Source organism: Butyricimonas sp. BSD2780061689_150309_C8 (assembly GCF_015560935.1).
Classification (GTDB): Bacteria; Bacteroidota; Bacteroidia; order Bacteroidales; family Marinifilaceae; genus Butyricimonas; species Butyricimonas paravirosa.
The window spans coordinates 226,001-247,907 of the sequence record NZ_JADMSV010000003.1 but is presented as its reverse complement, the minus strand read 5'-3'; the positions used below and the strand labels follow the sequence as shown (position 1 = coordinate 247,907).

Genomic DNA, 21,907 nt, shown 5'->3' with positions numbered 1-21,907 from the left:
TTTAAAAGTTTATATATATGAATAAGACAGTGTTTTCGGTATTGAAGTGGGCTTCTGTTTCGGGAGTTTTGCTTGTTGCGATCTCTTGTCGGAGGACTACTCCGGGCTTGGAGATTTCGCAATTGGTGAAGACGGCAGAGGTACAGAAGTATGATGGGGAGTGTAGTACTACCTATCCCGGGAAGATCAAGGCGGCTTCAGATGTGCAGTTGGCGTTCCGGGTGGCGGGACCTATTCTACGTTTCAACGCTGAAGTGGGGGAGTTCGTGAAGAAAGGGGAAGTGTTGGCGGAGATTGATCCGAGAGATTACAGATTGCAGTACGAGGCGACAAAAGCGGAGTACACGCAGGTGACGGAGGAATCGGATCGGGTGATCGAGTTGTATCACCGGAAAAGTGTTCCCGTGAATGATTACGACAAGGCCGTGGCGGCAAAGCAGCGGATTGCCTCTTTGTATCACGCGAATCTGAATGCGTTGAACGATACGAAGTTGAAGGCTCCTTTCGACGGGTATGTCCAGAAGAAGTTTTTTGACGCTCACGAGATTGTGAATATCGGGACTCCCGTGTTGTCGATGATTAATAATGATTACTACGAGGTAAATATTGATATTCCATCCAGTGATTTTATTCGTCGGGAGAGCTTTAAGGAGTTTTATTGCGAGGCGGATGTCTTTCCGGGTGTAGAGATTCCCTTGGAATTACTGGATATAACACAACAAGCAAATTATAATCAACTTTTCCGGGTACGTTTCCGGATGAAGCCGGATGAGAAATTGAATCTGGCGGCAGGCATGAGTGTCAGTGTGACCATTCGTTTCGAGCCGGGCCAGGAGGGACTATCTATTATCCCGATCTCTTCTTTATTTCAAAAAGAGGACCAATCATACGTGTGGGTGTACGATACAACTCAAACAACCGTGAGGATGAATCCCGTGAAAGTTGTCGAACTGGATAAAGACGGGCAAGTCATCGTGGAATCGGATCTGGCCTCGGGTACAAGGATTGTTTCTGCCGGGGTGAACGGTTTGAAGGAAGGGCAAAAAGTCCGTTTACTACCTCCCGTGTCCTCTTCTAATGTCGGCAAGTTATTATAGATATTGAAAACTAAATTAACCTGCAACTTGCAACCGGTCAACTTGCAACGTTGCAAAGCAACAAAATACAATGAATTTTACGGAATATGCTTTAAAGAATAGAGCTTTTGTCTACTTCTTTGTTTTCGTTTTGGTTGTTGGGGGGATATACTCGTTTTTCACGATGAGTAAGTTGGAGGACCCGGCGATAACCGTGAAGCAGGCTATGGTGGTGACGGCCTATCCGGGAGCTTCTGCCTATCAGGTGGAGTTGGAAGTGACGGATGTATTGGAGAAGGCGATTCGTTCGATGGGGGACTTGGATCATGTTTCCTCTCGTTCGATGGATGACGTGTCGGAGATTATGGTAGAATTGAGTAGTACGGTTCCTTTGGCGGAGTTGCAGCAGAAGTGGGATATTTTACGCCGGAAAGTCATGGGAGCACAAGCTCAGCTACCGGATGGGGCCCAACCTTCCATCGTGATGGATGACTTCGGGGACGTGTACGGGATGTTTTATGCCATGACGTCCGATGGTTTTGACTATCAGGAAATGTCGGATTATGCGGAACTGGTTCGTCGTTCCGTGTTGGATATTGACGGGGTGAGCAGTGTGGACGTGTATGGAGAACGTCAGTCTTGTATAAACGTCGAGTTCCTGGAAGATAAGATGGCCAACATGGGCGTGCATCCGGCAGAAATAATCATGACTCTGAACGGGCAGAATAAAACGGTTTACTCCGGTTATTTCGATAGTGGGGAGAAACGGGTGCGGGTGAACGTGAACGGGGCTTACAAGGAGATCGACGATATTCGTAATCTTTTGATTAAGGGACACGAACAGGATCAGATCCGCTTGTCGGATGTGGCTCGTGTCACGAGGGGTTACGTGAAACCGGAACGGGAAGGTTTGTTATATGATACTTTGCCGGCAATAGCGATTTCGATTGCCATGGAGGAAGGTGGGAATATTCTTCAATTGGGGAAAAAGGTGGATGCCAAACTGGCCGAGTTGAAAGAAGATATTATTCCGGCAGGGATTGATTTTCAAAAGGTATTCTTTCAACCGGCACGGGTGAAAAGTGCCATTAACGTCTTCATGGTGAACCTGATCGAATCGGTGGTTATCGTGATCTTGGTGGTCATGCTTTTCATGGGATTCCGGAGCGGGTATATCATAGGGGCCGGTCTGGTGATCGTCGTGTTAGGCTCGTTACTTGTGCTGTACATGATGCACGGGACATTGCAACGGGTTTCGCTGGCCTCGTTTATCGTGGCGATGGGGATGCTGGTGGATAATGCGATAGTGATCACGGATGGGATTCTCGTGGACCTGAAGAAGGGGATTCCCAAGCCGGCAGCCTTGGTGAATATCACGAAGAAGACGGCTTGGCCTTTGCTGGGAGCGACCACGATCGGGATTCTTACTTTCTTGCCGATATTTTTATCTCCCGATACCACGGGAGAGTATGTCCGGGATTTGTTTATCGTTTTGGCCGTATCCTTGTGGTTGAGCTGGATTCTTGCCTTGGCGTATGTCCCGATACAGGCGGACCGGGGTTTAAGGGTGAAGCCGGGAGAGGTGGAAGATGAGACGAAAATGTACGATACCCGGGTGTACAAGGCTTTCCGGAACACGTTGCAGTTTTCCGTGCGTCACCGGGTATGGGTGATTGGTGGGATCGTCCTGTTGCTGGTTGTCAGCATCTATCTGTTCCGGTTCGTGCAACAGGGATTTTTCCCTGATTTGAGCTATAATCAGTTGTATATAGAGTATAAAATGCCTTACGGTACGAATCCCCAGACGGTGAAACGGGATCTGGCCTCTATCGAGGAATATTTGACCAGCCGTCCGGAAATTACGGCCGTTACGACCAGTTTGGGAGGAACTCCTTCCCGGTATAATCTCGTGCGAACGGTGGCAGAACCCGCTTTAAGTTACGGGGAGTTAATCGTGGATTTCACTTCTCCCGAAACCTTAAAGGCGAATATTGATTCATTACAGGTTTACCTTTCGGAGCATTACCCGGAGGCATACGTTCGGATGAAACAATATAATTTGATGTATATGGATTATCCGGTACAATTTATGATTTCCGGTCCTGACCCGGCCGTGTTGAAACGTTTGTGCGGGGAGGTGGAGGAGTTGATGAATGAGGATTCCACGACGATGTTAGTGACGAATGACTGGGGGCCGATGACGCCCGTGCTGAACGTGGATTATTACCAGCCGATAGCTCGCGTGGCGAACCTTTCCAGGGAGGATGTCGGGTTGGCTTTACTGGCCACCACGGACGGGTTGCCTGTCGGGTCATATTACGAGGGAGAGCATGATTTGCCGATTTATATTAAAAGTATGGGTAAAGACGGGCTACGTCCGGGGCGCTTGAATAATGTTCCGGTATGGAGCCTCGTGCCTTCGACGAATATGTTGAGTCTGGAAACCGTGAAGGAGTTGATGATGGGAATGATTTCGACGGATGAGGTGATGACGGCCGTCGTGGGTTCTACTCCTTTGAACCAAGCGACAAACGGGATCACCGCCTCGTGGGAAGTTCCGGTGGTCAGGCGATATAACGGGCAACGCTCTATATCGGCACAGTGTAATAACGCGCCCGGCTACACGGCAAATGACGTGCGAAATAGTTTGCTGCCCAAGATTGAGAAATTGAATATCCCGCCCGGTTATTCCACGGAATGGCAGGGAGAGTATCTGGCAAGCACGCAATCCAAGCAGTATTTGTTTAAGAACGTTCCGTTGGGAATTGTTTTGGTACTGGCTATTCTGATCGCTTTGTTCAAGGACTTTAAAAAGCCGCTGATGATTATTCTTTGTTTGCCCTTGGCGATTATCGGGGTTGTTTTGGGAATGTTGCTGGCGGGCAAGGAATTCGGGTTCGTGGCTATCGTGGGGGCCTTGGGATTGGTCGGTATGATGATTAAAAACGGGGTGGTACTGGTAGATGAAGTGGATATACAGATTCGATCGGGGAAAGATCGTTTTCTGGCTCTTCTGGATGCTTCTTCCTCGCGTTTGCGTCCGGTCTTCTTGGCAGCGATGACCACGATCCTGGGAATGATTCCCTTGATTAATGACGATATGTTCGGGGCCTTGGCCGTGACGATTATGGGCGGGTTGTTTATCGGTACGGTGATTACTTTGGTGATCTTGCCGGTATTCTATTCGCTGTTCTTTAAAATCAAAGCGAATTAATTTTAGATTTAATGATTTTAGATTTTAGATTGACCCCCTCTAGCTCCCCCTTTTCAAGGGGGAGAAACGGACGCAAGAAATCGCTACAATGTAGCGTGTCCTCCCCCTGTGCAAGGGGGAGTTAGAGGGGGTAGTTTTTCCCATTCTAAATTCTAAATTCTAAACTTTAAATTTTTACACTATGCGTTTTATTATATTATCAATCGGGTTGTTATTGGTTTTTACTCCTTCACGAGCCCAGCGGCAGTTGGATTTAAAGGAATGCAGGGAGATGGCTCTTGAATATAGCAAACAATTGGCTATCGCGGAAAAGCAAAAAGAGAAGGCCGTGTGGACCAAGAAAGAATACGGGGCAAATTATTTGCCGAAACTTTCCGCGTCAGGCTTTTATCTATATCATCAGAAAAAGCAGGAATACAAATTAAGCGGGGGATATTTGCCGACTTACGTGCCTGATGCTGAAGGGAAATTGCAACCCAATGTTGTCATAGGTGCTGACGGGAAACCCGTGATGGGGACGGATGGGAAGCCGGTCTTCCATGAATATGCTTTTCTACCGGACATACCATTATCGCTTTCTTTGAGAGGGGTGTATATGGCATCGGTTCAATTGCAACAACCTTTGTTTATGGGAGGGAAAATCCGGGCGGCACATCAGGCGGCTAAATTTGGGGAAGAGCTTGCCGAGGAAAATATTCGGTTGAATCGTTCGGAAGTGCTTGTCGAATTGGAACAGGCTTACTGGCAATGTGTCCGGGTACAGGAATTGGTGTTGGTTGCCCGGAAATACAAGTCGGTGGTGAACGAGTTGCTGAAGAACTTGGAAGATGCCCAGCAGGCGGGGATGGCCCCGTTGAATGATGTGTTGAAAGCTCAGGTGAAATATAATGATGCCTTGTTACAGCTACAGCAAGCGGAACATGGAAAGCAGTTGGCTCAAATGAATCTTTGTCGTTTGGTGGGATTGGATTTGAATACCGAATTGGTACTGACCGATTCACTATCGGCCACGATAACGCCCGGTGTGCTGGCGTTGCCGGACGGGCTGGAACAAAGGCCGGATTATAACATATTGGAGAAACAGGTGGATATGAAACGGAAGGAGATAAACGTAACCCGTGCCGATTTCCTGCCTCAAGTGGGTGTTTCCGCGGGTTACGGTTATGGCGGTGGCTTGAAATTGAACGGTGACGATTCTAATTCCGGTTCTTTTAGTGCTATGGCATCCGTGGCGATACCTATTTTCAACTGGGGAGAGGGACGGAATAAAGTTCGGGTGGCGAAGGCCGAGGAAGAAATGAGTCGCTTGAATAAAGAGCGATTGGGAGAGATGATGCAATTGGAAATAGCTGGAAGTCGCTTTAAACTGAATGATGCCCAAACCCGGATACGTTTGACGGAATCCGCCTTGGAGCAGGCAAAGGAAAATCTGAGAGTGTCCGAGGATCAGTATGAGGTGGGAATGGAAAATCTGACAAACTTGTTGGAGGCTCAGGCCCAATGGCAACAGGCTTGGAGCGAATGGGTGGACGCGAAGGCCGCTTTGAAATTGTGTGAATCGGAATACCTGAAGGCGATAGGAAAACTCGAATAATTTTAGATTTTAAATTTGGAACTTATATATGAATTTACAGTAAACCAACTCCCTCCCCCCTTCGGGGTACTCCCTCTATAAACAGAGGGAGAGTTGAAATACTCCCTGTTTTGGGAAGAGTCACCAGCTCCTCCTCTGTTTATAGAGGAGGTGGCACGAAGTGACGGAGGAGTTTGAGAATGAAAACAAGCATTACCTTAATGGACTGGAAAGTTGTATATAATTACCTTAGATTTTAGATTTCCACCTGCGAGGTTCACGCTTTTTAATCGTGAATTATAAATCGTAAATTGTTAATTATGAAAAGGATTGGTTTGATTTTATTGGGGATGTTGATGGCAGGGGCTGTTTCTGCCGAGGTGAAGAAGATCAAGGGAACGGGGTATCTTGTGGTGCATGATCGTCAGGTGAATCAGCCGTTTACCCGTGTTTCCGTTCAACAGTCGATCACCTTGTATATATCACAAGGAAAAACGGAAGGGATTACCGTGGAGGCGGATGATAATATTATTCCTTATATAAAAACGGAGATAAAGAACGGGCAATTGAATATTTTCCTTGACCCGGAAGTGATTATTCGGGGATATACGGCAATGAATGTTTCCGTGTCCATGCCTGTTATCACGGATATAAACGTGGCGGCTGCCGGGCGTTTGGAAGGAAGTTCGCCTTTTACCGTGAATAAACTGGAAATCGTGGCATCCGGTGCGGGGAGCGTGAAGTTGGAGGTGAAAGGAAGTGAAGTTGACGTGGAGGCATCCGGTGCCGCAAGACTAGAACTTAAAGGTGAGGTGGAGCAGTTTGATTTGGAAATGTCTTCCGCTGCCACGCTGAAAGCTTGGGAGCTGCGTGTGAAAAATTGTGATGCCGAGATTAGCGGGGCTGCCAAGGCAGAAGTTTCCATTTCCGGGCAGTTGGAGGCAGAGATTTCTTCGGCTGGCATTCTAATCTATGACGGGACCCCGCGGATTACCAAACAAAACGTGACCGGGCGGGGAACTTTAGTAAAAAGGAGATAGGATAAATGCGATTTTGTGCAGTTTTTTATACCTTTACATCGAGGGGTAGCTGGCCATGTACGGCCCGTAAAGATAAAAACTGTAGCAAATGAATAAACGTGATCGATTGATAGGAGTGTTGTTGATATTGTCTGTACTTTTCTTTCAATATTTGTGGCTACTCCTTTCCGTACTGTTGCTTGTTGTTCTGGGTATTTTGATTTTTGATACCCGGTATGATCGTTACGCTTTAGTTATGGTGGTTCTCGTGCTACTCTTGTACCTGAGTGCAAAGTTTATGTTTTACGAGACTTATCTGGTACCCACGAAATCGATGTTACCCGTGCTGAATAGTAATGTGACTGTGCGGGGCGAGAAATGGCGGTATGGTGGTATCTATCTTTCGGCTGTTGAGGAATGGCCTTTGGTCACGATGTTCACGCATTCCAGTAAATACCGTACCGGTAAGTTCGCGGCGAAAGACCGGATAAAAATGATCGGTTTCTGGAAGCCCAAGAAAAATGATATTCTGGCGTATTATGCCCCCGTGGATTCCTCCCGGATTCACATCGAGCGGTGCATCGGTTTGCCGGGTGATGTCGTCTCCGTGGAGGAGGGACGTGCAGTCATTAACGGGAAAGAGCGAGAGGAGGACAAAATGTTGAGTTTGCGTTATATGGCTTATTTTTCGGATTATATGAGATTCCGGGAGGCGTGTAAAGAGTTGTCATTGTTGATGAATTCGGATGATTATTCGGTTTCTGAAGATGCCGTGTATATGTCGCTTGATAAAACGATGTTAGATCGTCTTCGTCAAGGAGGGATGGTCGATAGTCTTGTGTTTCGTCAACGCGGGGAAGCCCGGCGGAAAGTGTTTCTCGCGGATTCCTGCGGATGGAGTTTCCGGCATTGGGGGCCTTACAAGTTGCCTTACAAGGGAATGAGAATCGAGTTGACTCCTGAGAACCGGATGTTATACGGTTCCTTGCTGCGTGGACCGGAACGTGTTGCCGATCCGGATAAATTGACTTCCTATGTTTTTCAAAAAGATTATTACTTCATGTTGGGCGATAACCGGGGTAATTCATTGGATTCCCGATTTCTTGGGCCGATTCCCTCTTGCTGTATCGAGGCAAGGATTTTACATGTTGATTAGTATGGGGGCGAGAGTCTTGTTTTTTCGCACGTCCGGAATACGTGGATAAGTGACGATTTGTCCCCGAAAAAGTGGTGTTCGAACCGGATTCATTCCTGATCCTGTTAAAATAATAGTATTAAACAGTTATCATACACTTATCCTCTTGTTAATATATACTATACAAGTATAATTATTTGTTATTTTGATAGGAGGGGAATAGGGGCGGAATGGGAGGGGAATGGGAGCGGCTCGCTCTGAAATGGCAATTTGATCATATATTGATAACATTATTTTACATTAGATGGTACAAAAATTTTTCATCTCACCTCTGCATTTTTGAATGTAAAAAGTGAAAAGCGGATAGGGAGCTACCTGCAAATGCGAACTGAATTTTAAGGGCTCTCCCGTGTGAATTAGTTTTCTATCCCTAGTAATAGCCTGGACTTTGCCTGCACGAATTTTGGGATAATCCGGCGAGGGGTTCCCGTGTCGAGACTTCTGCTGCTCCGACTGTTCATGACCGGGGTGGCAATTGCATCCTGCGTGATGAGTTGAAGGGTTGCAGCCAGCAAGGGTTCTTCTTTATCTCCCAGTTGGTGTTGATGGTGAAATTGCTCCAAGATGGGGAACATGGGGGGTATGCCGCCTTTGACGGATTCTCCCCGACTGTTTCTGTATTCCGTGGAGATCAACATGATATTCCAGTTCTGTAAGTCTTTGTCGTTAGGCGTGTAGATGATTCCACCCATATTTTTTCCCATGGTAATGTCGCCAACGACGTTTACTTCCATGTATGGGGATAAGGCGCTGATCAGCATTTCGGCGGCTGATGCAGTCACTTTACTCGTGATCACCCACAGGCGTTTCAAGTTTAGACGGGAATCAAGGGGTACCGTCTTGTCAAAATGTTCTTCCAAGCGGGTAGGATCATCAGCGTATTTTTCCTGATATGCTTTATTCCAGCTTTTGTGAATAAGCAGTTCTTCGTTTTCCACGACTTCTTCCGGGGCGAGAAGTGAACATAGTTGTTTCACTGCAAAAATGTACCCGCCTTGATTATATCGTAAATCCAGAATGAATTCGTCAATATTGGCTGATTTTAAGGTTTGGAACACGTGGTTCAGTTGTGCCAACGACGTGTTACCGCGGAACACGAAATCCGTGTAGATCATGTACCCGATTGTTTGGTTCTCCAAGGGAATCAACCCGTAATCAAGTACCGGATCGATCGTGTATGTTTGGGCGGTCAGCTTTTTCGTTTCGTACGGTTCTGATACTTCATCGTTTGATAGCCCGAGAGAAAGCTGGGATGCGTAATATAAGTCCGTGTAATTTTCCGTCGTGATCCTTTCCCCGTCCATGTGAGTGATCAGGTCTCCCCGTTTAAGTCCTGCTTTTGCTGCTGGAGAATTCGGGTGAACGAAATTGACATCCGCGAATATGTAGCCCTCTTTCTCCCAGAAAGTCAAGTTGTAGCCAAAACCTTCGTCATACCCGGAGGCGTCGGCAATTTCTCCCAAACCTTTGGAACTCGTGATGCGTGACCATTGGTCCTCGGGGTATTTCATGGTAGCGAAATATTCCGCCGGGTTACTATCTGGATCAATGTTTTTGTCCTTGACTTCATCCGCCCAAAAGTATTGGTCGGTCATTTTGTCTTTCGTGAACGTGTTAATCCGGACATACGAGTAAGGGCCCGGAGTAGGGCTTACTCCGCGTGAATCCTCACAACTTGATAGGAATCCTGCTAAAATCGAAAAGAAGAATAGTCTATACATAAGTTTATGTCTGATAGTAAGCCACAATATTACGAATTTTTAATGGATTTCCATATGCGATTTTGAATAAAAAGTTTTTGGTGATATTGCATATTTATTCAATATAACTATCCCGATCGTTTTCTTCGTGTTTTAGAGATGGTGAAATTAGTACGTTTTCTTCGTGTAGTGCTTGTAGTATTTGGAATGAGTGGCACTTTGCTTGTTGTTTTTATTTCATGTAATATATTGTTTGATTGTTTGTTGGTGTTAGGTGTCAAGGCGTTTCCTTTTCTTTTGGTGAAAAAAATGAGAAAATATTTGTTTTTGCCGCATATTAATGCATATATTTGCATCGTGAATAAATAAATATGCACAACGAGTAATCAAAAAGAATTTGAATGATTTAGATTAAATGGTAAAAAGATGAAGATTGAAGTTGTAGTTGCATCCGAGAAACACCTGTCATACGTGACAGCGATAAACGATGCGATTGATCATGCTGCAAAAGCAAGAGGTACTGGTATAGCCAGAAGAACGAACGAGTATATTGCTGATAAAATCCGAAGTGGAAAGGCAATTATCGCTCTGAATCGAGAGGAGTTCGTGGGTTTCTGCTATATTGAATCATGGGGTCACCAGAAATTCGTGGCGAACTCCGGGTTAATCGTGGTACCGGCGTACCGGGGATTGGGAGTAGCAAAACAAATAAAAGAGGCTGCTTTTCATCTGTCGCGAAGGCGATTCCCGCAAGCAAAGCTTTTCGGCTTGACAACTGGTGAGCAGGTGATGCGAATCAATACTTCATTGGGTTACGTGCCTGTTACTTTTGCCAAACTCACGGATGACGAGGAGTTTTGGGCCGGATGCAAGTCTTGCGTGAATTATGACATATTGCAACGGACGAACATGACCAAGTGTCTTTGTACCGGGATGATTTATGACCCGGAGGTCGTGGCCAGACAACAGGCGGCGGCTAAAAAGGCGGCTAAGGGGAGGTCATTGCCTTTGTTCAAGCATCTGCGTCATGTTGTGGGGTCCACGTTGGCGGTTTGCGGGTTACCGGTTTCTCGCTCTGCCATGAAACATACGGCAAATTTGTAACTTGTAATTTATATTCATGAAAAAAGTAGTTTTAGCATATAGCGGGGGATTAGATACCTCTTACTGTGTCAAGTACCTGAGCGAGGAAATGGGGCTTGAGGTTTACACGGCATTGGCGAATACCGGGGGATTTACCCCCGGTGAGCTGGCCGGGATCGAGGAAAAGGCGTATGCCTTGGGGGCGAAGAAACACGTGACGCTGGATGTCACGGGGGAATATTACGAGAAATGTATTAGATATATGATTTTCGGGAATGTTTTGCGTAACAAGACTTACCCGGTATCGGTCAGCTCCGAACGTACTTTCCAAGCGTTGGCTATCGTGCGTTACGCGAAGGAGATTGGGGCGGACGGTTTGGCTCATGGAAGTACGGGGGCCGGGAATGACCAGGTTCGTTTTGATCTTTGTTTTTCCGTGTTTGCCCCGGAAATGGAAATTATAACCCCGACTCGTGATTTGAAACTGAGCCGGGAAGAGGAAATTGCCTATTTGAAATCGAAAGGTGTGGAGCGGGATTGGTCCAAAATGGCTTATTCCATCAACAAAGGACTTTGGGGAACCTCGGTGGGAGGGAAAGAAACATTGAATTCATGGGAATATCTTCCGGGAGAGGCCTATCCTTCTTCTTTGGAGAAGGAGGGTGAAGAGGAGTTGATCTTGTCGTTTGAACGGGGAGAGTTGTGCCGGGTAAACGGTGAATGTTACACGGATAAAATCGAGGCTATCCGCCGGGTGGAGGCTTTGGCCTCTGTTTGGGCAATCGGTCGTGACACCCACGTGGGGGACACGATTGTGGGGATTAAAGGACGTGTCGGTTTCGAGGCGGCTGCTCCGTTGATGATTATTAAAGCCCATGAATTACTGGAAAAACATACACTCACGAAATGGCAGATGTATTGGAAGGAACAACTGGGCAACTGGTACGGAATGTTTTTACACGAGGCCATGTACGGGGAACCTGTTATGCGGAATATCGAGAGTTTCCTAAAAGATACACAACGATACGTTTCAGGTGACGTGCGGGTTCGGATGCGTCCCTATTGTTTCGAATTGTTGGGAGTGCGGTCAGACCATGATCTGATGGATGCCACGTTTGCTTGTTACGGGGAGGAGAACAAGGCTTGGACGGCAGAGGATGTGAAAGGTTTTACCCGGATGTTGTCGATGCCTTTGCGGGTTTATCACGCGGTGAACGAGAAGAGCGAGGAGGGACTATGATCAGAGTGGGTATTGCCGGGGCTGCCGGTTACACCGCGGGGGAATTGATCCGCGTATTAATTTCTCACCCGCAAGTGGAATTGCGTTATTTACAAAGTGAATCGCACCGGGGAGAACCTGTCGGACGAGTTCATCGGGATTTGATTTACACGAATTTGAAGTTTTCCGATTTGGATTTGACGGGTATTGATGTTCTTTTCCTGTGCATGGGACACGGGATGTCGGCTCAATTTTTAGAACGGCATCCGGTTCCGGCATCCGTGCGAATCATTGATTTGAGTCATGATTTCCGGTTAAAGTCGAATGCTGGGGATTTTGTTTACGGTTTGCCGGAACTGAATCGGGAGCGGATACGAGGAGCTTGGCACGTGGCGAATCCGGGATGTTTTGCGACGGCAATAGAATTGGGGTTGCTACCGTTGGCGAAGAGCGGTTTGCTGCCTGCCCACGTGTCGGTCTTCGGGATTACCGGGGCGACGGGTGCGGGACAGAAACCGACGGAAGAGACGCATTATAGCCATCGGGCGCAGAATCTTTCGGTTTACAAGGCTTTTTCTCACCAGCATTTGGCTGAAATACGGGAAACGTTGTCCGGGCAGGATGAAGATGTACAGACGGATATTGCTTTTGTTCCGGTGCGTGGGTGTCATGCCCGGGGGATCATGGTAAATGCGGTTTTCGAGAGTGAACGGGATTTGTCGGAACTCCGATCTATGTATGCCGCTTGTTACGAGGGACATTCTTTCACGGTGATGAGTGACGAATCTGTTTATTTGAAACAGGTGGTGAACACGAATTATTGTTTTGTCCATATTGAGCGGCAGGATCGTAACGTGTTAGTGACTTCCGTGATTGATAACCTGTTAAAGGGGGCATCCGGACAGGCCGTGCAGAATATGAACCTGATGTGCGGACTGGAAGAAACAATGGGTTTGGGTTTGAAAGCCAGTTATTTTTAATTTATTCGAGTATGTTTGATGTTTATAATTTATTGGATATAGAGCCGGTCAAGGCGGAGAAAGCCTATTTCTGGGATCGTGATGGAAATAAATACCTTGATTTTTACGGGGGACACGCCGTTATTTCAATCGGACATTCGCATCCGCATTACGTGGAGTTGGTGACGGGGCAATTGAATCGTATCGGGTTTTATTCAAATGCCGTGAAGAATCATTTGCAGGAGGAGTTGGAGTGGAGATTGCGGGAGCTTTCCGGTTGCACGGATTATAATTTGTTTCTTTGTAACAGTGGGGCGGAGGCTAACGAGAATGCCTTGAAACTGTCTTCTTTTGTTACGGGGCGTTCGAAAATACTGGCCATGCACGCTGCCTTTCACGGGCGTACGAGCGGGGCCGTTGCCATCACGGATAACCCGACAATACAGGCACCTTGGAATCGGGGACATCAAGTGACATTTATCGATTTGAATGACGAGGAGGCTTTGAAATGGGAGTTGTCCGGGGAGGAATACGCGGCTGTCATCGTGGAGGGAATTCAAGGTGTCGGGGGAATCCGGATTCCGACAGGAGAGTTTCTGCGGGCGGCTCGTGAGGTTTGTGATCAGACAGGTACGTTATTGATTTTGGATGAAATCCAGTCGGGCTACGGGCGGAGCGGGAAATTCTTTGCCTATCAGCACGCGGGGATCGAGCCGGACGTGATCACTATGGCGAAAGGAATGGGCAACGGATTCCCGGTTGCCGGAGTACTGATTCGCGGGTTGATCAAGGCGGAGAAGGGGATGTTGGGAACGACATTTGGGGGAAATCATTTGGCTTGTGCGGCTGGGATTGCCGTGTTGGATGTGATCAAGGACGAGCAACTGGTGGAAAATGCCGATCGTGTCGGTGGGTATCTGATGGAGCGATTAAAAGTTTTGAACGGGGTGATTGAAGTGCGGGGAAAGGGATTGATGGTTGGGGTGGATATTGATATTCCTCATTCGATTTTCCGTCGTCGTTTGCTGGCGAATCAACACGTGATCACGGGGAATAGCGGGAAGAACACTTTGCGTTTATTGCCCCCGTTGTGTGTTACCCGGGAGGAAGTTGATGAGTTTGTCGCTCGGTTTAAACAAGTAATGAATTAACAGATGAAATGTAAAGTCATAAAAATCGGGGGTGCTTTGATCGAGGACGCGGGACTGTTGAACCGGTTGTGCCGGAAGTTTGCATCGATGACTTCCCCTTTTGTTATCGTGCATGGTGGCGGGACTTTTGCCGGGCAGCTTGCGGAACGATTGGGGATTCCCTGCAAAATGATTGATGGGAGACGGGTGACCGATCGGGAGACTCTGGAAGTCACGGTGATGGTTTATGCCGGATGGATCAACAAAACGCTGGTTGCTCGTCTGCAGGCTTTGGGAGTGAATGCTTGTGGACTTTCCGGGTGCGACCTGAATCTGGTGCAAACCGATCGGCGGGAAGGGCAGAGTATTGATTGGGGATATGTGGGGGATGTCCGACTGGTGCGTATGGGGGGGCTCGAATTATTGTTACAAGCCGGGGTGGTGCCTGTTATTTCTCCGATCACGCATGACGGGAAAGGGGTGTTGTTGAATTCGAATGCGGACGGGATCGCGGCGGCGGTGGCGGAGACGCTGGGGATGTGCTATGACGTGGAGTTGATCTATTGTTTTGATAAAAAGGGGGTGTTGACGGATGTCGGGGATGAAGGTTCCGTGATTCCTTGTCTTACCCCGTCTTTGTATGAAAAATATAAGCAAAGCGGGATGATTCATTCCGGTATGATCCCCAAGTTGGATAACGCTTTTAAATCTGTTTCTAACGGGGTGCAGGCGGTTTGGTTGATTCATCCGGATGATTTGGGCCAACCGGATGCGGGAACTAGGATAATATTGGAAAAACAATGGACGCGAGTGGAGCAATAGAACTTTTAAAACAAATTATATCCATCCCTTCTTTCAGTAAGCAAGAAGACAAGGTGGCTGATTTGATTGCCGATGTGTTGAAAAGATATAGGTTCGACGTGCATCGCAAAGGTAATAACGTGTGGAGTCGTTCAAAGAATTTCGATGACGCGAAGCCCACGTTATTACTCGATGCACACTTGGATACCGTGCGTCCTAACGGGACTTGGGACAGTGATCCTTTTACGCCGGTTGTGAAGGAGGGAAAGTTGTTCGGTTTGGGAAGTAATGACACGGGGGGAAGTCTTGTCTCTATGCTGGCGGTTTTTGTTGAATTGGCATCCGGGAGTTTGCCGTGTAATCTGATATTCTTGGCATCCGCGGAAGAGGAGAACACGGGAAGTGGCGGGATTCAAAGCGTGTTTCCAGAGCTCGGTCGGGTTGATTTTGCCCTTGTGGGAGAGCCTACGGGAATGTGTCCGGCGATAGCGGAGAAGGGGTTGATGGTGTTGGATGGTTACGCCCGAGGAAAAGCGGGACACGCCGCAAGAGAGGAAGGGGTGAATGCGATTTATGAGGCAATGGAAGATATACATTGGTTTCGTACGTATCGGTTCGAAAAGATTTCGGAATTGTTGGGTCCGGTGAAAATGAGCGTAACGGGGATCGAGGCGGGAACTCTGCATAACATGGTTCCTGCAACTTGTCATTTCATGGTGGATGTACGGGTAAATGAACTTTACACAAATCAGGAAATATTTGATACGATCCGTGATCACGTGAAATGCGATATGATCCCTCGCTCTTTTTCACTGAACTCATCTTCCGTCTCGCTTTCTCACCCGATGGTGAAACGATGCATCGAGTTGGGGTTATCTCCTTACGGTTCCCCGACGACATCGAATCAGGCGGTGATTCCATGTCCCTCACTGAAGATAGGCCCCGGGGATAGCGCTCGTTCGCACACGGCAAATGAATATATTCGTTTGGAAGAAATACGGGAGGGGATTAAATTGTTTAAATCTATCATTCAATATGTTGAATTATAGTTCTAAACAAGCTAAAAGTTAATAACTACCCCCTCTAACTCCCCCTTACACAGGGGGAGAATACGCTACATTGAGATATTGTGGCAGTTTCTTGCGTCCGTTTCTCCCCCTTGAAAAGGGGGAGCTAGAGGGGGTAGTTGAAAAGATAAAAAATAAAAGTAGAAAATCAGAAGGCGTTGGCCTTGTGTGACTGGAATTTAAAATTTAAAATCTAAAATTTAAAATAGGATGAAGCTTTGGGATAAAGGATATGATATAGATGGTTTTACGGAATCATTTACGATAGGGAAAGACCGGGAGCTGGATGTTATGCTGGCGGAGGCCGATGTCATCGGGAATTTGGCTCATTTGAAAATGTTACATGCTGTGGGCTTGGTGAATGAGGCGGAATATAAATCTTTGCAGCGGGCATTGGTTGATATTCACGGAATGGTGGAAAGGGGCGAGTTCGTGATAGAAGAGGGAATTGAAGACGTGCATTCTCAGATCGAGTTATTGCTGGTGCGAGAATGTGGGGATGCGGGGAAAAAGATTCACACGGGACGTTCCCGGAATGATCAGGTGTTACTCGATTTGAAATTATTTACCCGGGAGGCGATATTCGAAACGTTGGAACATATAGAACGTTTGTTTGATTTGTTGATACGACGGGCAGGGGAGAATAAAGATGTGTTGATTCCCGGTTACACGCATTTGCAGGTGGCCATGCCTTCTTCTTTCGGCTTGTGGTTTGGTGCTTATGCCGAATCGCTTGCTGACGATTTGTTGGCGTTGAAGGCGGCTTACGATATGGTGAACACGAATCCTCTTGGTTCCGGGGCGGGGTATGGCTCGTCGATTGCTTTGAATCGGCAAATGACGACTGATTTGCTCGGATTTTCAAGTTTGGCTTATAACGTGGTTTATGCCCAGATGCAGAGGGGAAAGATGGAAAAGAACGTGTTATTCGGATTGGCTACCGTGGCGACGACTCTGGGACGTTTGGCTGCCGATGTTTGTCTTTTCGCTTGTAGTAATTTCGGTTTTGTACGTTTGCCGGATAAGTATACAACGGGATCCAGCATCATGCCGCACAAGAAGAACCCGGATATATTCGAGTTGATCCGGACGAAATGTAATCACTTGCAATCGCTCCCCATGCAAATGGCCATGATCTGTACGAACCTGACTTCCGGGTATTTTCGGGATATGCAATTGACCAAGGAGTTGTTTTTACCCGCTTTTCAAGAGTTGAATGATTCCCTTTTTATGGCTCATCTCGTGTTGCAAGAAATGGAAGTGAAACGGGATGTTTTACGAGATCCCCGTTATGCCTATATTTTTTCCGTGGAGGATGTGAATGAACGGGTAATGGCCGGAATCCCATTTCGGGAGGCTTACCGGGAAATTGGAATGCAAATTCAAGAGGGGAGTTATCGGGATGGGGTACGGGAGATTCATCATACGCACGAGGGAAGTATGGGTAATCTTTGCCTGACGGAGATTAAAGATAAATTCGAGCAAAGAGTATCCGAGTGGGACATTACGACGGTTCGTGAGGCGATAGAAGGTCTGTTGGGGAACAGATTATAGGGATTTTTTCCACACTTGTTCCACATCTTTCCACATACTTATTTATTAAGATTACTGTATAAGTAGTTGATTATTTTGTAATTGTATATTCTGTTTTGTGGTGGCATACAATTCTCTATACTATAAGCAAATGGTTGAATGATTAAAATTGATTGGTTATGGGAATTTGTATATTTTTTATCGTAATAGCTATTTCGGGACTTTTGTTACCGCATTTTTTAGCAGAACCTGAAATGAAGTAGAGTGAACCTAATCATCTTGATGATAGACAATTATTAATATAAACACGACGGGTATACGTCAATATCCGTTAGTAAGAGCGGGAGTTTTATTCGTGTAGTTGGAGGTTTGAGGAGATTTATTACATTTGTTTCAAGCAGGTATCTCTTTTCCAGAGGGTTACCTGCTTTCTTTTCCTAAATTCCGTTAAAAACTTTTTTGTTTAGTCGATTAAGGCTATTTTCGTGTTAGAAATAAATCGACTTATGGCAAAGATTTTAATCGTGGATGACGATACAACATTTTGTATCATGCTGAAAAAATGGTTGGAAAAACGTGGATTTGAGGTAGATACTGCTTTTTCCTACAAGGACGCTGTAAAGCAATTGGATAAAGCAGGGTTTGATCTCGTGTTGACGGATTTACGTTTGCCGGATAAGGACGGGATCGATTTGCTGCGGGTGATCAAGGAGAAAACACCGGAAACACAGGTGCTTCTGATGACGGGGTATGCCGATATACAGACCGCAGTCACGGCGATTAAACTGGGGGCTTTTGACTACGTGGCTAAGCCTGTTATCCCGGATGAGATTCTTAAAAAGTTGCAGGAAGCTTTGAAGTTGGAGGCAGAGCCCGTTGCCAAGTCTGTTCCTGCAAAAGCGAAAACGACGAGCTTTTCTTATATAAAAGGAGTGAGTGAAGGTGCCGATCGGCAATATGAATATATTCATCTGGTAGGGCCTACCACGATGACGGTTTTGATTAACGGGGAGAGTGGTACGGGTAAAGAGTATATCGCTCGCTTGATTCACTTGATGAGTAACCGGAAGGACGGACCTTTCGTGGCGGTTGATTGTGGGGCAATACCGAAGGACCTTGCCGCGAGTGAGTTTTTCGGGCATATTAAGGGTTCTTTCACGGGTGCCGTTACCGATAAACAGGGGTATTTCGTGACCGCGTCGGGGGGGACTATTTTCTTGGATGAGATTGGTAATTTGCCTTATGACGTGCAAGTCCAGTTGTTGCGCGCACTTGAAGAGCGTAAAGTACATCCCGTGGGCGGGAACGTTGATATTCCTTTTGATGTTCGTATTATTTCAGCCACGAATGAGAATCTCAAAGAGGCCGTCGCGAGTGGTCGTTTCCGCGAGGATTTGTATCATCGTTTGAATGAATTTTCCATTCAAGCATTGCCTCTTCGGGAGAGAAAAGAGGATATTCTGATTTTTGCCAATCATTTCTTGGATAAGGCGAACGAGGAGCTGGGGAAACAAGTGGCCGGGTTTGATGAGGAGGTGATGCGTATTTTTAGAGCTTACTCGTGGCCGGGGAATTTGCGGGAAATGCGTAATATAGTGAAACGGGCGACGTTGTTGTGTATGGGGAGTTTGATTTCCAAGACCTGCTTGCCCCCAGAGTTGGAGCAAAAGCCCGTGGAGCCTGAAAAGACATCTACAACACGGCGGGAGATGGAAATCGAGCTGATCAAGGAGGCCATGCAGAAATGCCGGAACAACAAGAGCGAGGCTGCCCGTATGCTCCAGATAGACAGGAAAACATTATATAATAAATTGAAAAGTTTCGGTCTGGAGGACTTATGAGATATTTTGAGAGATTATTGGTGTGTTTCTTTTTCCAGTAATTGGAGAACATTGTTTCCTTCTTGCAGGATCTTTTCAATACTCTCTCTTATTTTGTTTTCCTCTGTATCCAATGGCATTTTTTCTAGGAAAAGCAACGAGGGAATGACATCGTTAATCGCTAGTTGCTTGAACATGGGTAGCATTTTGTGTGCTAACTTGGCAATCTGTTCCGTTTCATGTGATTCCAGATGTTGGGCCAATAGTTGGAAATTGGTCTTGCAATCCGATATAAAAGACCCGATAATTTGATTGGCGGCATCTTTGTCATTGTCGGCAAAGACCATGATCATATCTAAATTGTAAGGGGCGTTTTTATCAGAGGTTTGTGTTGTCGGCTGTTTGGTTTCTATCGCACATCCTAACAGGTCGTTTACCCTGCTATATAGTTGTTCCGGGGTATACGGTTTATTTAGATAGGCTGAAAAGCCGGCTTCTTGATACTCTTTTTCGTGCATATCGTCACGGGCAGACAGAGCAATTACCGGAAGGCTTTTTATTTGTTGGTTTTGGGATTCTCGGATTTGTTGCACGAGTTCGAACCCGTCCATTTCCGGCATCTGGATGTCGGATAAAACAATGTTATAATTCCCTTTTTCCAAACGGGATAGCGCCTCTTGAGAGTGTGTACACGTGTCACACTGGATGCCTGTTTTCCGGAGTAATTCTGTCGTGACGGTCAATTGAAGAATGTCATCATCGACGATAAAGGCTTTCATCCCTTCATGCCTAACCGGGGGTGAAGAGGGTGTTTCTGTCGGTTGGGATTCTTGTGCTGTGGCCTTTATCAACGGGAATTTAACCGTGAAGGTACTTCCCTCGCCTTTTTTACTTTCGAGGGTTAATTCCCCATCAAGTAAATGGACGAGTTGTAATGTGATTGTTAAGCCAAGACCTGTGCCTTCCGCCTCGTTGTTATGCTGTGGGGTTAGGCGGGTGAATTCTTTAAATATCAGTTCTTGTTCCTCTTCCGTCATTCCCGGTCCGGAGTCTTTGATTACAATGATAAACTGGTCGTCTTTTGTAGGGGAAATAAAGGCGGATAAAGAAACCTTTCCTTCCCGGGTGTATTTTATGGCGTTCGATAGGATATTAACCACGATTTGGCGAACTTTCATGGAATCCCCGAGGTAAAGTCCGTTCAGGGCGTTGCTAATATCGCTTTTCAATTCCAGACTCTTTTGTGCCGCTAGAGGAAGGAAACTATCCGCCGTCTCCTGTAACAGGCGTCCCGGGTTATATGGAACCGTGTTGATCTCCATTTTATTGGATTCCAATTTGGAGAAATCAAGCATGTTGTTGGCAAGATGCAGGATATGTTCGGCTGTCCCCTTCATGTTTTTGAGAAAATAGTGCTGTCGCTCCTCCAGTTGGGTGTTATTTAGTAGTTCAATGTACCCGATGATGGAGCTTAGAGGGGATTTTATGTCGTGAGTGACAGTTAGCATGAGTTTCTCCCGGTTATGTAGTAACCGTTCCGTGTATGTTTTTGCTGCTTCCAGTTCCCGCCTGTATCGTTGACTTTGCGTGATGTCATTGATAATAAGAACGACGAAGAAGACCACTAGCACACAAGCGATGATGGCGATCCAAGATATGGTTCTGGTGAGATGATGTGTCGTGATTTGCTGTTGTTCCAAGCGGATCATCGTGTTTTCGAGTTCTTCTTTTTCAAGGTCTTTCAGTACTCGCTTGAGGCGTTCCGTGATGTGTTGACCACTTTGGATAACGATTCCCTCTCGCCGGGAGACTTCCGCATCGATCTCTTCCTTTTGCTGCTGGTACTGGCTCCATGAATCCCGAATCACGTTCATTAATGTGTCCGTGTTGTTGTTCGTCGTGACCATACTGAGCGTGTCAACGATGCGATGGAGGGTTGTGTCAACTTTTAGGATGGAATCTCTTTTCGTCCGGAATAATCCTTTTCTTTCTCGGATGATATAGCTACTGTCAATGACGGTAATAATTTTTTCCCGGAGATCGGGGATGATATCTGCCGAATCTTTGAGCGTACCTATTTTTTCGATTGTTTTGTTGTAGAAATCTTCGGGTATATAATATTTTTTGACGTAATATAGGTCTTTTAGATTCTCGATACGTTTACCTAGAAGTGTATTTATCGTGTCTATTCGCAGGTTTTGTTCCGAGCTGATGGATAGATTTTTCAAGGTATCCATGTTGTCCTTGATGTCCTCTATCAATTTCATATAGGTGTCAAAATTCTTTTGTGTTCCCGTTTGGGAAAAGGCAATTCCGGTATTTTCTGCCTCGTATAGTTTGGTGAGCGTGTTACTTATGATGAATAGTTTTTGTTGCATAACGATTTCATCATTCCCTTTTTGGGTTAAGGCAATGGTCTGTTTGTAGATAAAGACAATTGCAATTGCTCCTAACAAGAGAATTAGGATATATCCCGTGATGAGTTTGAGCTTGGTAAATTTGAAAGGTCTTTGCATAG

At 46.3% G+C, this 21,907-nt stretch carries 15 protein-coding genes; 13 read left to right on the top strand and 2 right to left on the bottom strand.

Annotated elements, in window-relative coordinates; genetic code table 11:
• Nucleotides 1-17: 17 nt before the first annotated feature.
• The 5 genes from I2I33_RS05425 (at nucleotide 18) to lepB (ending at nucleotide 8,038) form a co-directional block, all read left to right on the top strand.
• Nucleotides 18-1,097 (top strand): efflux RND transporter periplasmic adaptor subunit, encoded by a 1,080-nt coding sequence (locus I2I33_RS05425; RefSeq protein ID WP_087419512.1) that lies wholly within the window; start codon nucleotides 18-20, stop codon nucleotides 1,095-1,097.
• 70 nt (nucleotides 1,098-1,167) lie between these two features.
• Entirely contained in the window at nucleotides 1,168-4,290 is a 3,123-nt protein-coding gene (locus I2I33_RS05420) for an efflux RND transporter permease subunit (protein ID WP_087419513.1), read from the top strand.
• Between the two features lie 181 nt (nucleotides 4,291-4,471).
• Complete coding sequence (locus tag I2I33_RS05415) at nucleotides 4,472-5,884, top strand: TolC family protein (RefSeq protein ID WP_087419514.1); 1,413 nt, start codon at nucleotides 4,472-4,474, stop codon at nucleotides 5,882-5,884.
• Between the two features lie 299 nt (nucleotides 5,885-6,183).
• The gene (locus tag I2I33_RS05410; RefSeq protein ID WP_087419515.1) at nucleotides 6,184-6,903 is read left to right on the top strand and encodes a head GIN domain-containing protein; all 720 of its coding nucleotides are present in this window, start codon (nucleotides 6,184-6,186) and stop codon (nucleotides 6,901-6,903) included.
• Between the two features lie 88 nt (nucleotides 6,904-6,991).
• Nucleotides 6,992-8,038, top strand: a complete 1,047-nt coding sequence (gene lepB, locus I2I33_RS05405; protein WP_087419516.1) for a signal peptidase I — start codon at nucleotides 6,992-6,994, stop codon at nucleotides 8,036-8,038.
• Nucleotides 8,039-8,433: 395 nt separating this feature from the next.
• Here the strand turns inward: lepB and I2I33_RS05400 are convergent, their stop codons facing one another.
• Complete coding sequence (locus I2I33_RS05400) at nucleotides 8,434-9,798, bottom strand: S41 family peptidase (RefSeq protein WP_087419517.1); 1,365 nt, start codon at nucleotides 9,796-9,798, stop codon at nucleotides 8,434-8,436.
• A gap of 405 nt (nucleotides 9,799-10,203) precedes the next feature.
• Here I2I33_RS05400 and I2I33_RS05395 point away from each other — a divergent pair, with 405 nt between their 5' ends.
• The 8 genes from I2I33_RS05395 (at nucleotide 10,204) to I2I33_RS05360 (ending at nucleotide 19,410) form a co-directional block, all read left to right on the top strand.
• Complete coding sequence (locus I2I33_RS05395; RefSeq protein WP_317193312.1) at nucleotides 10,204-10,881, top strand: GNAT family N-acetyltransferase; 678 nt, start codon at nucleotides 10,204-10,206, stop codon at nucleotides 10,879-10,881.
• A 16-nt stretch (nucleotides 10,882-10,897) separates the two neighbouring features.
• A complete protein-coding gene (locus I2I33_RS05390; protein WP_087419519.1) occupies nucleotides 10,898-12,100 on the top strand; it encodes an argininosuccinate synthase in 1,203 nt (400 codons plus the stop codon).
• On the top strand, nucleotides 12,097-13,059 hold the full coding sequence (gene argC, locus I2I33_RS05385) for an N-acetyl-gamma-glutamyl-phosphate reductase (protein WP_087419520.1): 963 nt from the start codon (nucleotides 12,097-12,099) through the stop codon (nucleotides 13,057-13,059). The genes I2I33_RS05390 and argC overlap by 4 nt, the downstream gene beginning before the upstream one ends.
• Before the next feature lie 11 nt (nucleotides 13,060-13,070).
• A complete protein-coding gene (locus tag I2I33_RS05380) occupies nucleotides 13,071-14,189 on the top strand; it encodes an aspartate aminotransferase family protein (protein ID WP_087419521.1) in 1,119 nt (372 codons plus the stop codon).
• Nucleotides 14,190-14,192: 3 nt separating this feature from the next.
• Nucleotides 14,193-14,990: an acetylglutamate kinase gene (gene argB / locus I2I33_RS05375; RefSeq protein ID WP_087419522.1), complete on the top strand. Its 798-nt coding sequence runs from the start codon at nucleotides 14,193-14,195 to the stop codon at nucleotides 14,988-14,990.
• Nucleotides 14,969-16,018 (top strand): M20 family metallo-hydrolase, encoded by a 1,050-nt coding sequence (locus I2I33_RS05370; protein WP_087419523.1) that lies wholly within the window; start codon nucleotides 14,969-14,971, stop codon nucleotides 16,016-16,018. The genes argB and I2I33_RS05370 overlap by 22 nt, the downstream gene beginning before the upstream one ends.
• Nucleotides 16,019-16,246: 228 nt before the next feature.
• Complete coding sequence (gene argH, locus I2I33_RS05365) at nucleotides 16,247-17,590, top strand: argininosuccinate lyase (RefSeq protein ID WP_195666748.1); 1,344 nt, start codon at nucleotides 16,247-16,249, stop codon at nucleotides 17,588-17,590.
• Nucleotides 17,591-18,075: 485 nt separating this feature from the next.
• Nucleotides 18,076-19,410 carry a sigma-54-dependent transcriptional regulator gene (locus I2I33_RS05360; protein ID WP_087419525.1) on the top strand — a complete coding sequence of 445 codons (1,335 nt, stop codon included), beginning with the start codon at nucleotides 18,076-18,078 and terminating at the stop codon, nucleotides 19,408-19,410.
• 14 nt (nucleotides 19,411-19,424) lie between these two features.
• On the opposite strand, the gene I2I33_RS05355 is transcribed toward I2I33_RS05360, so the two are convergent.
• Nucleotides 19,425-21,905 (bottom strand): ATP-binding protein, encoded by a 2,481-nt coding sequence (locus tag I2I33_RS05355; protein ID WP_087419526.1) that lies wholly within the window; start codon nucleotides 21,903-21,905, stop codon nucleotides 19,425-19,427.
• Between the last annotated feature and the right edge of the window lie 2 nt (nucleotides 21,906-21,907).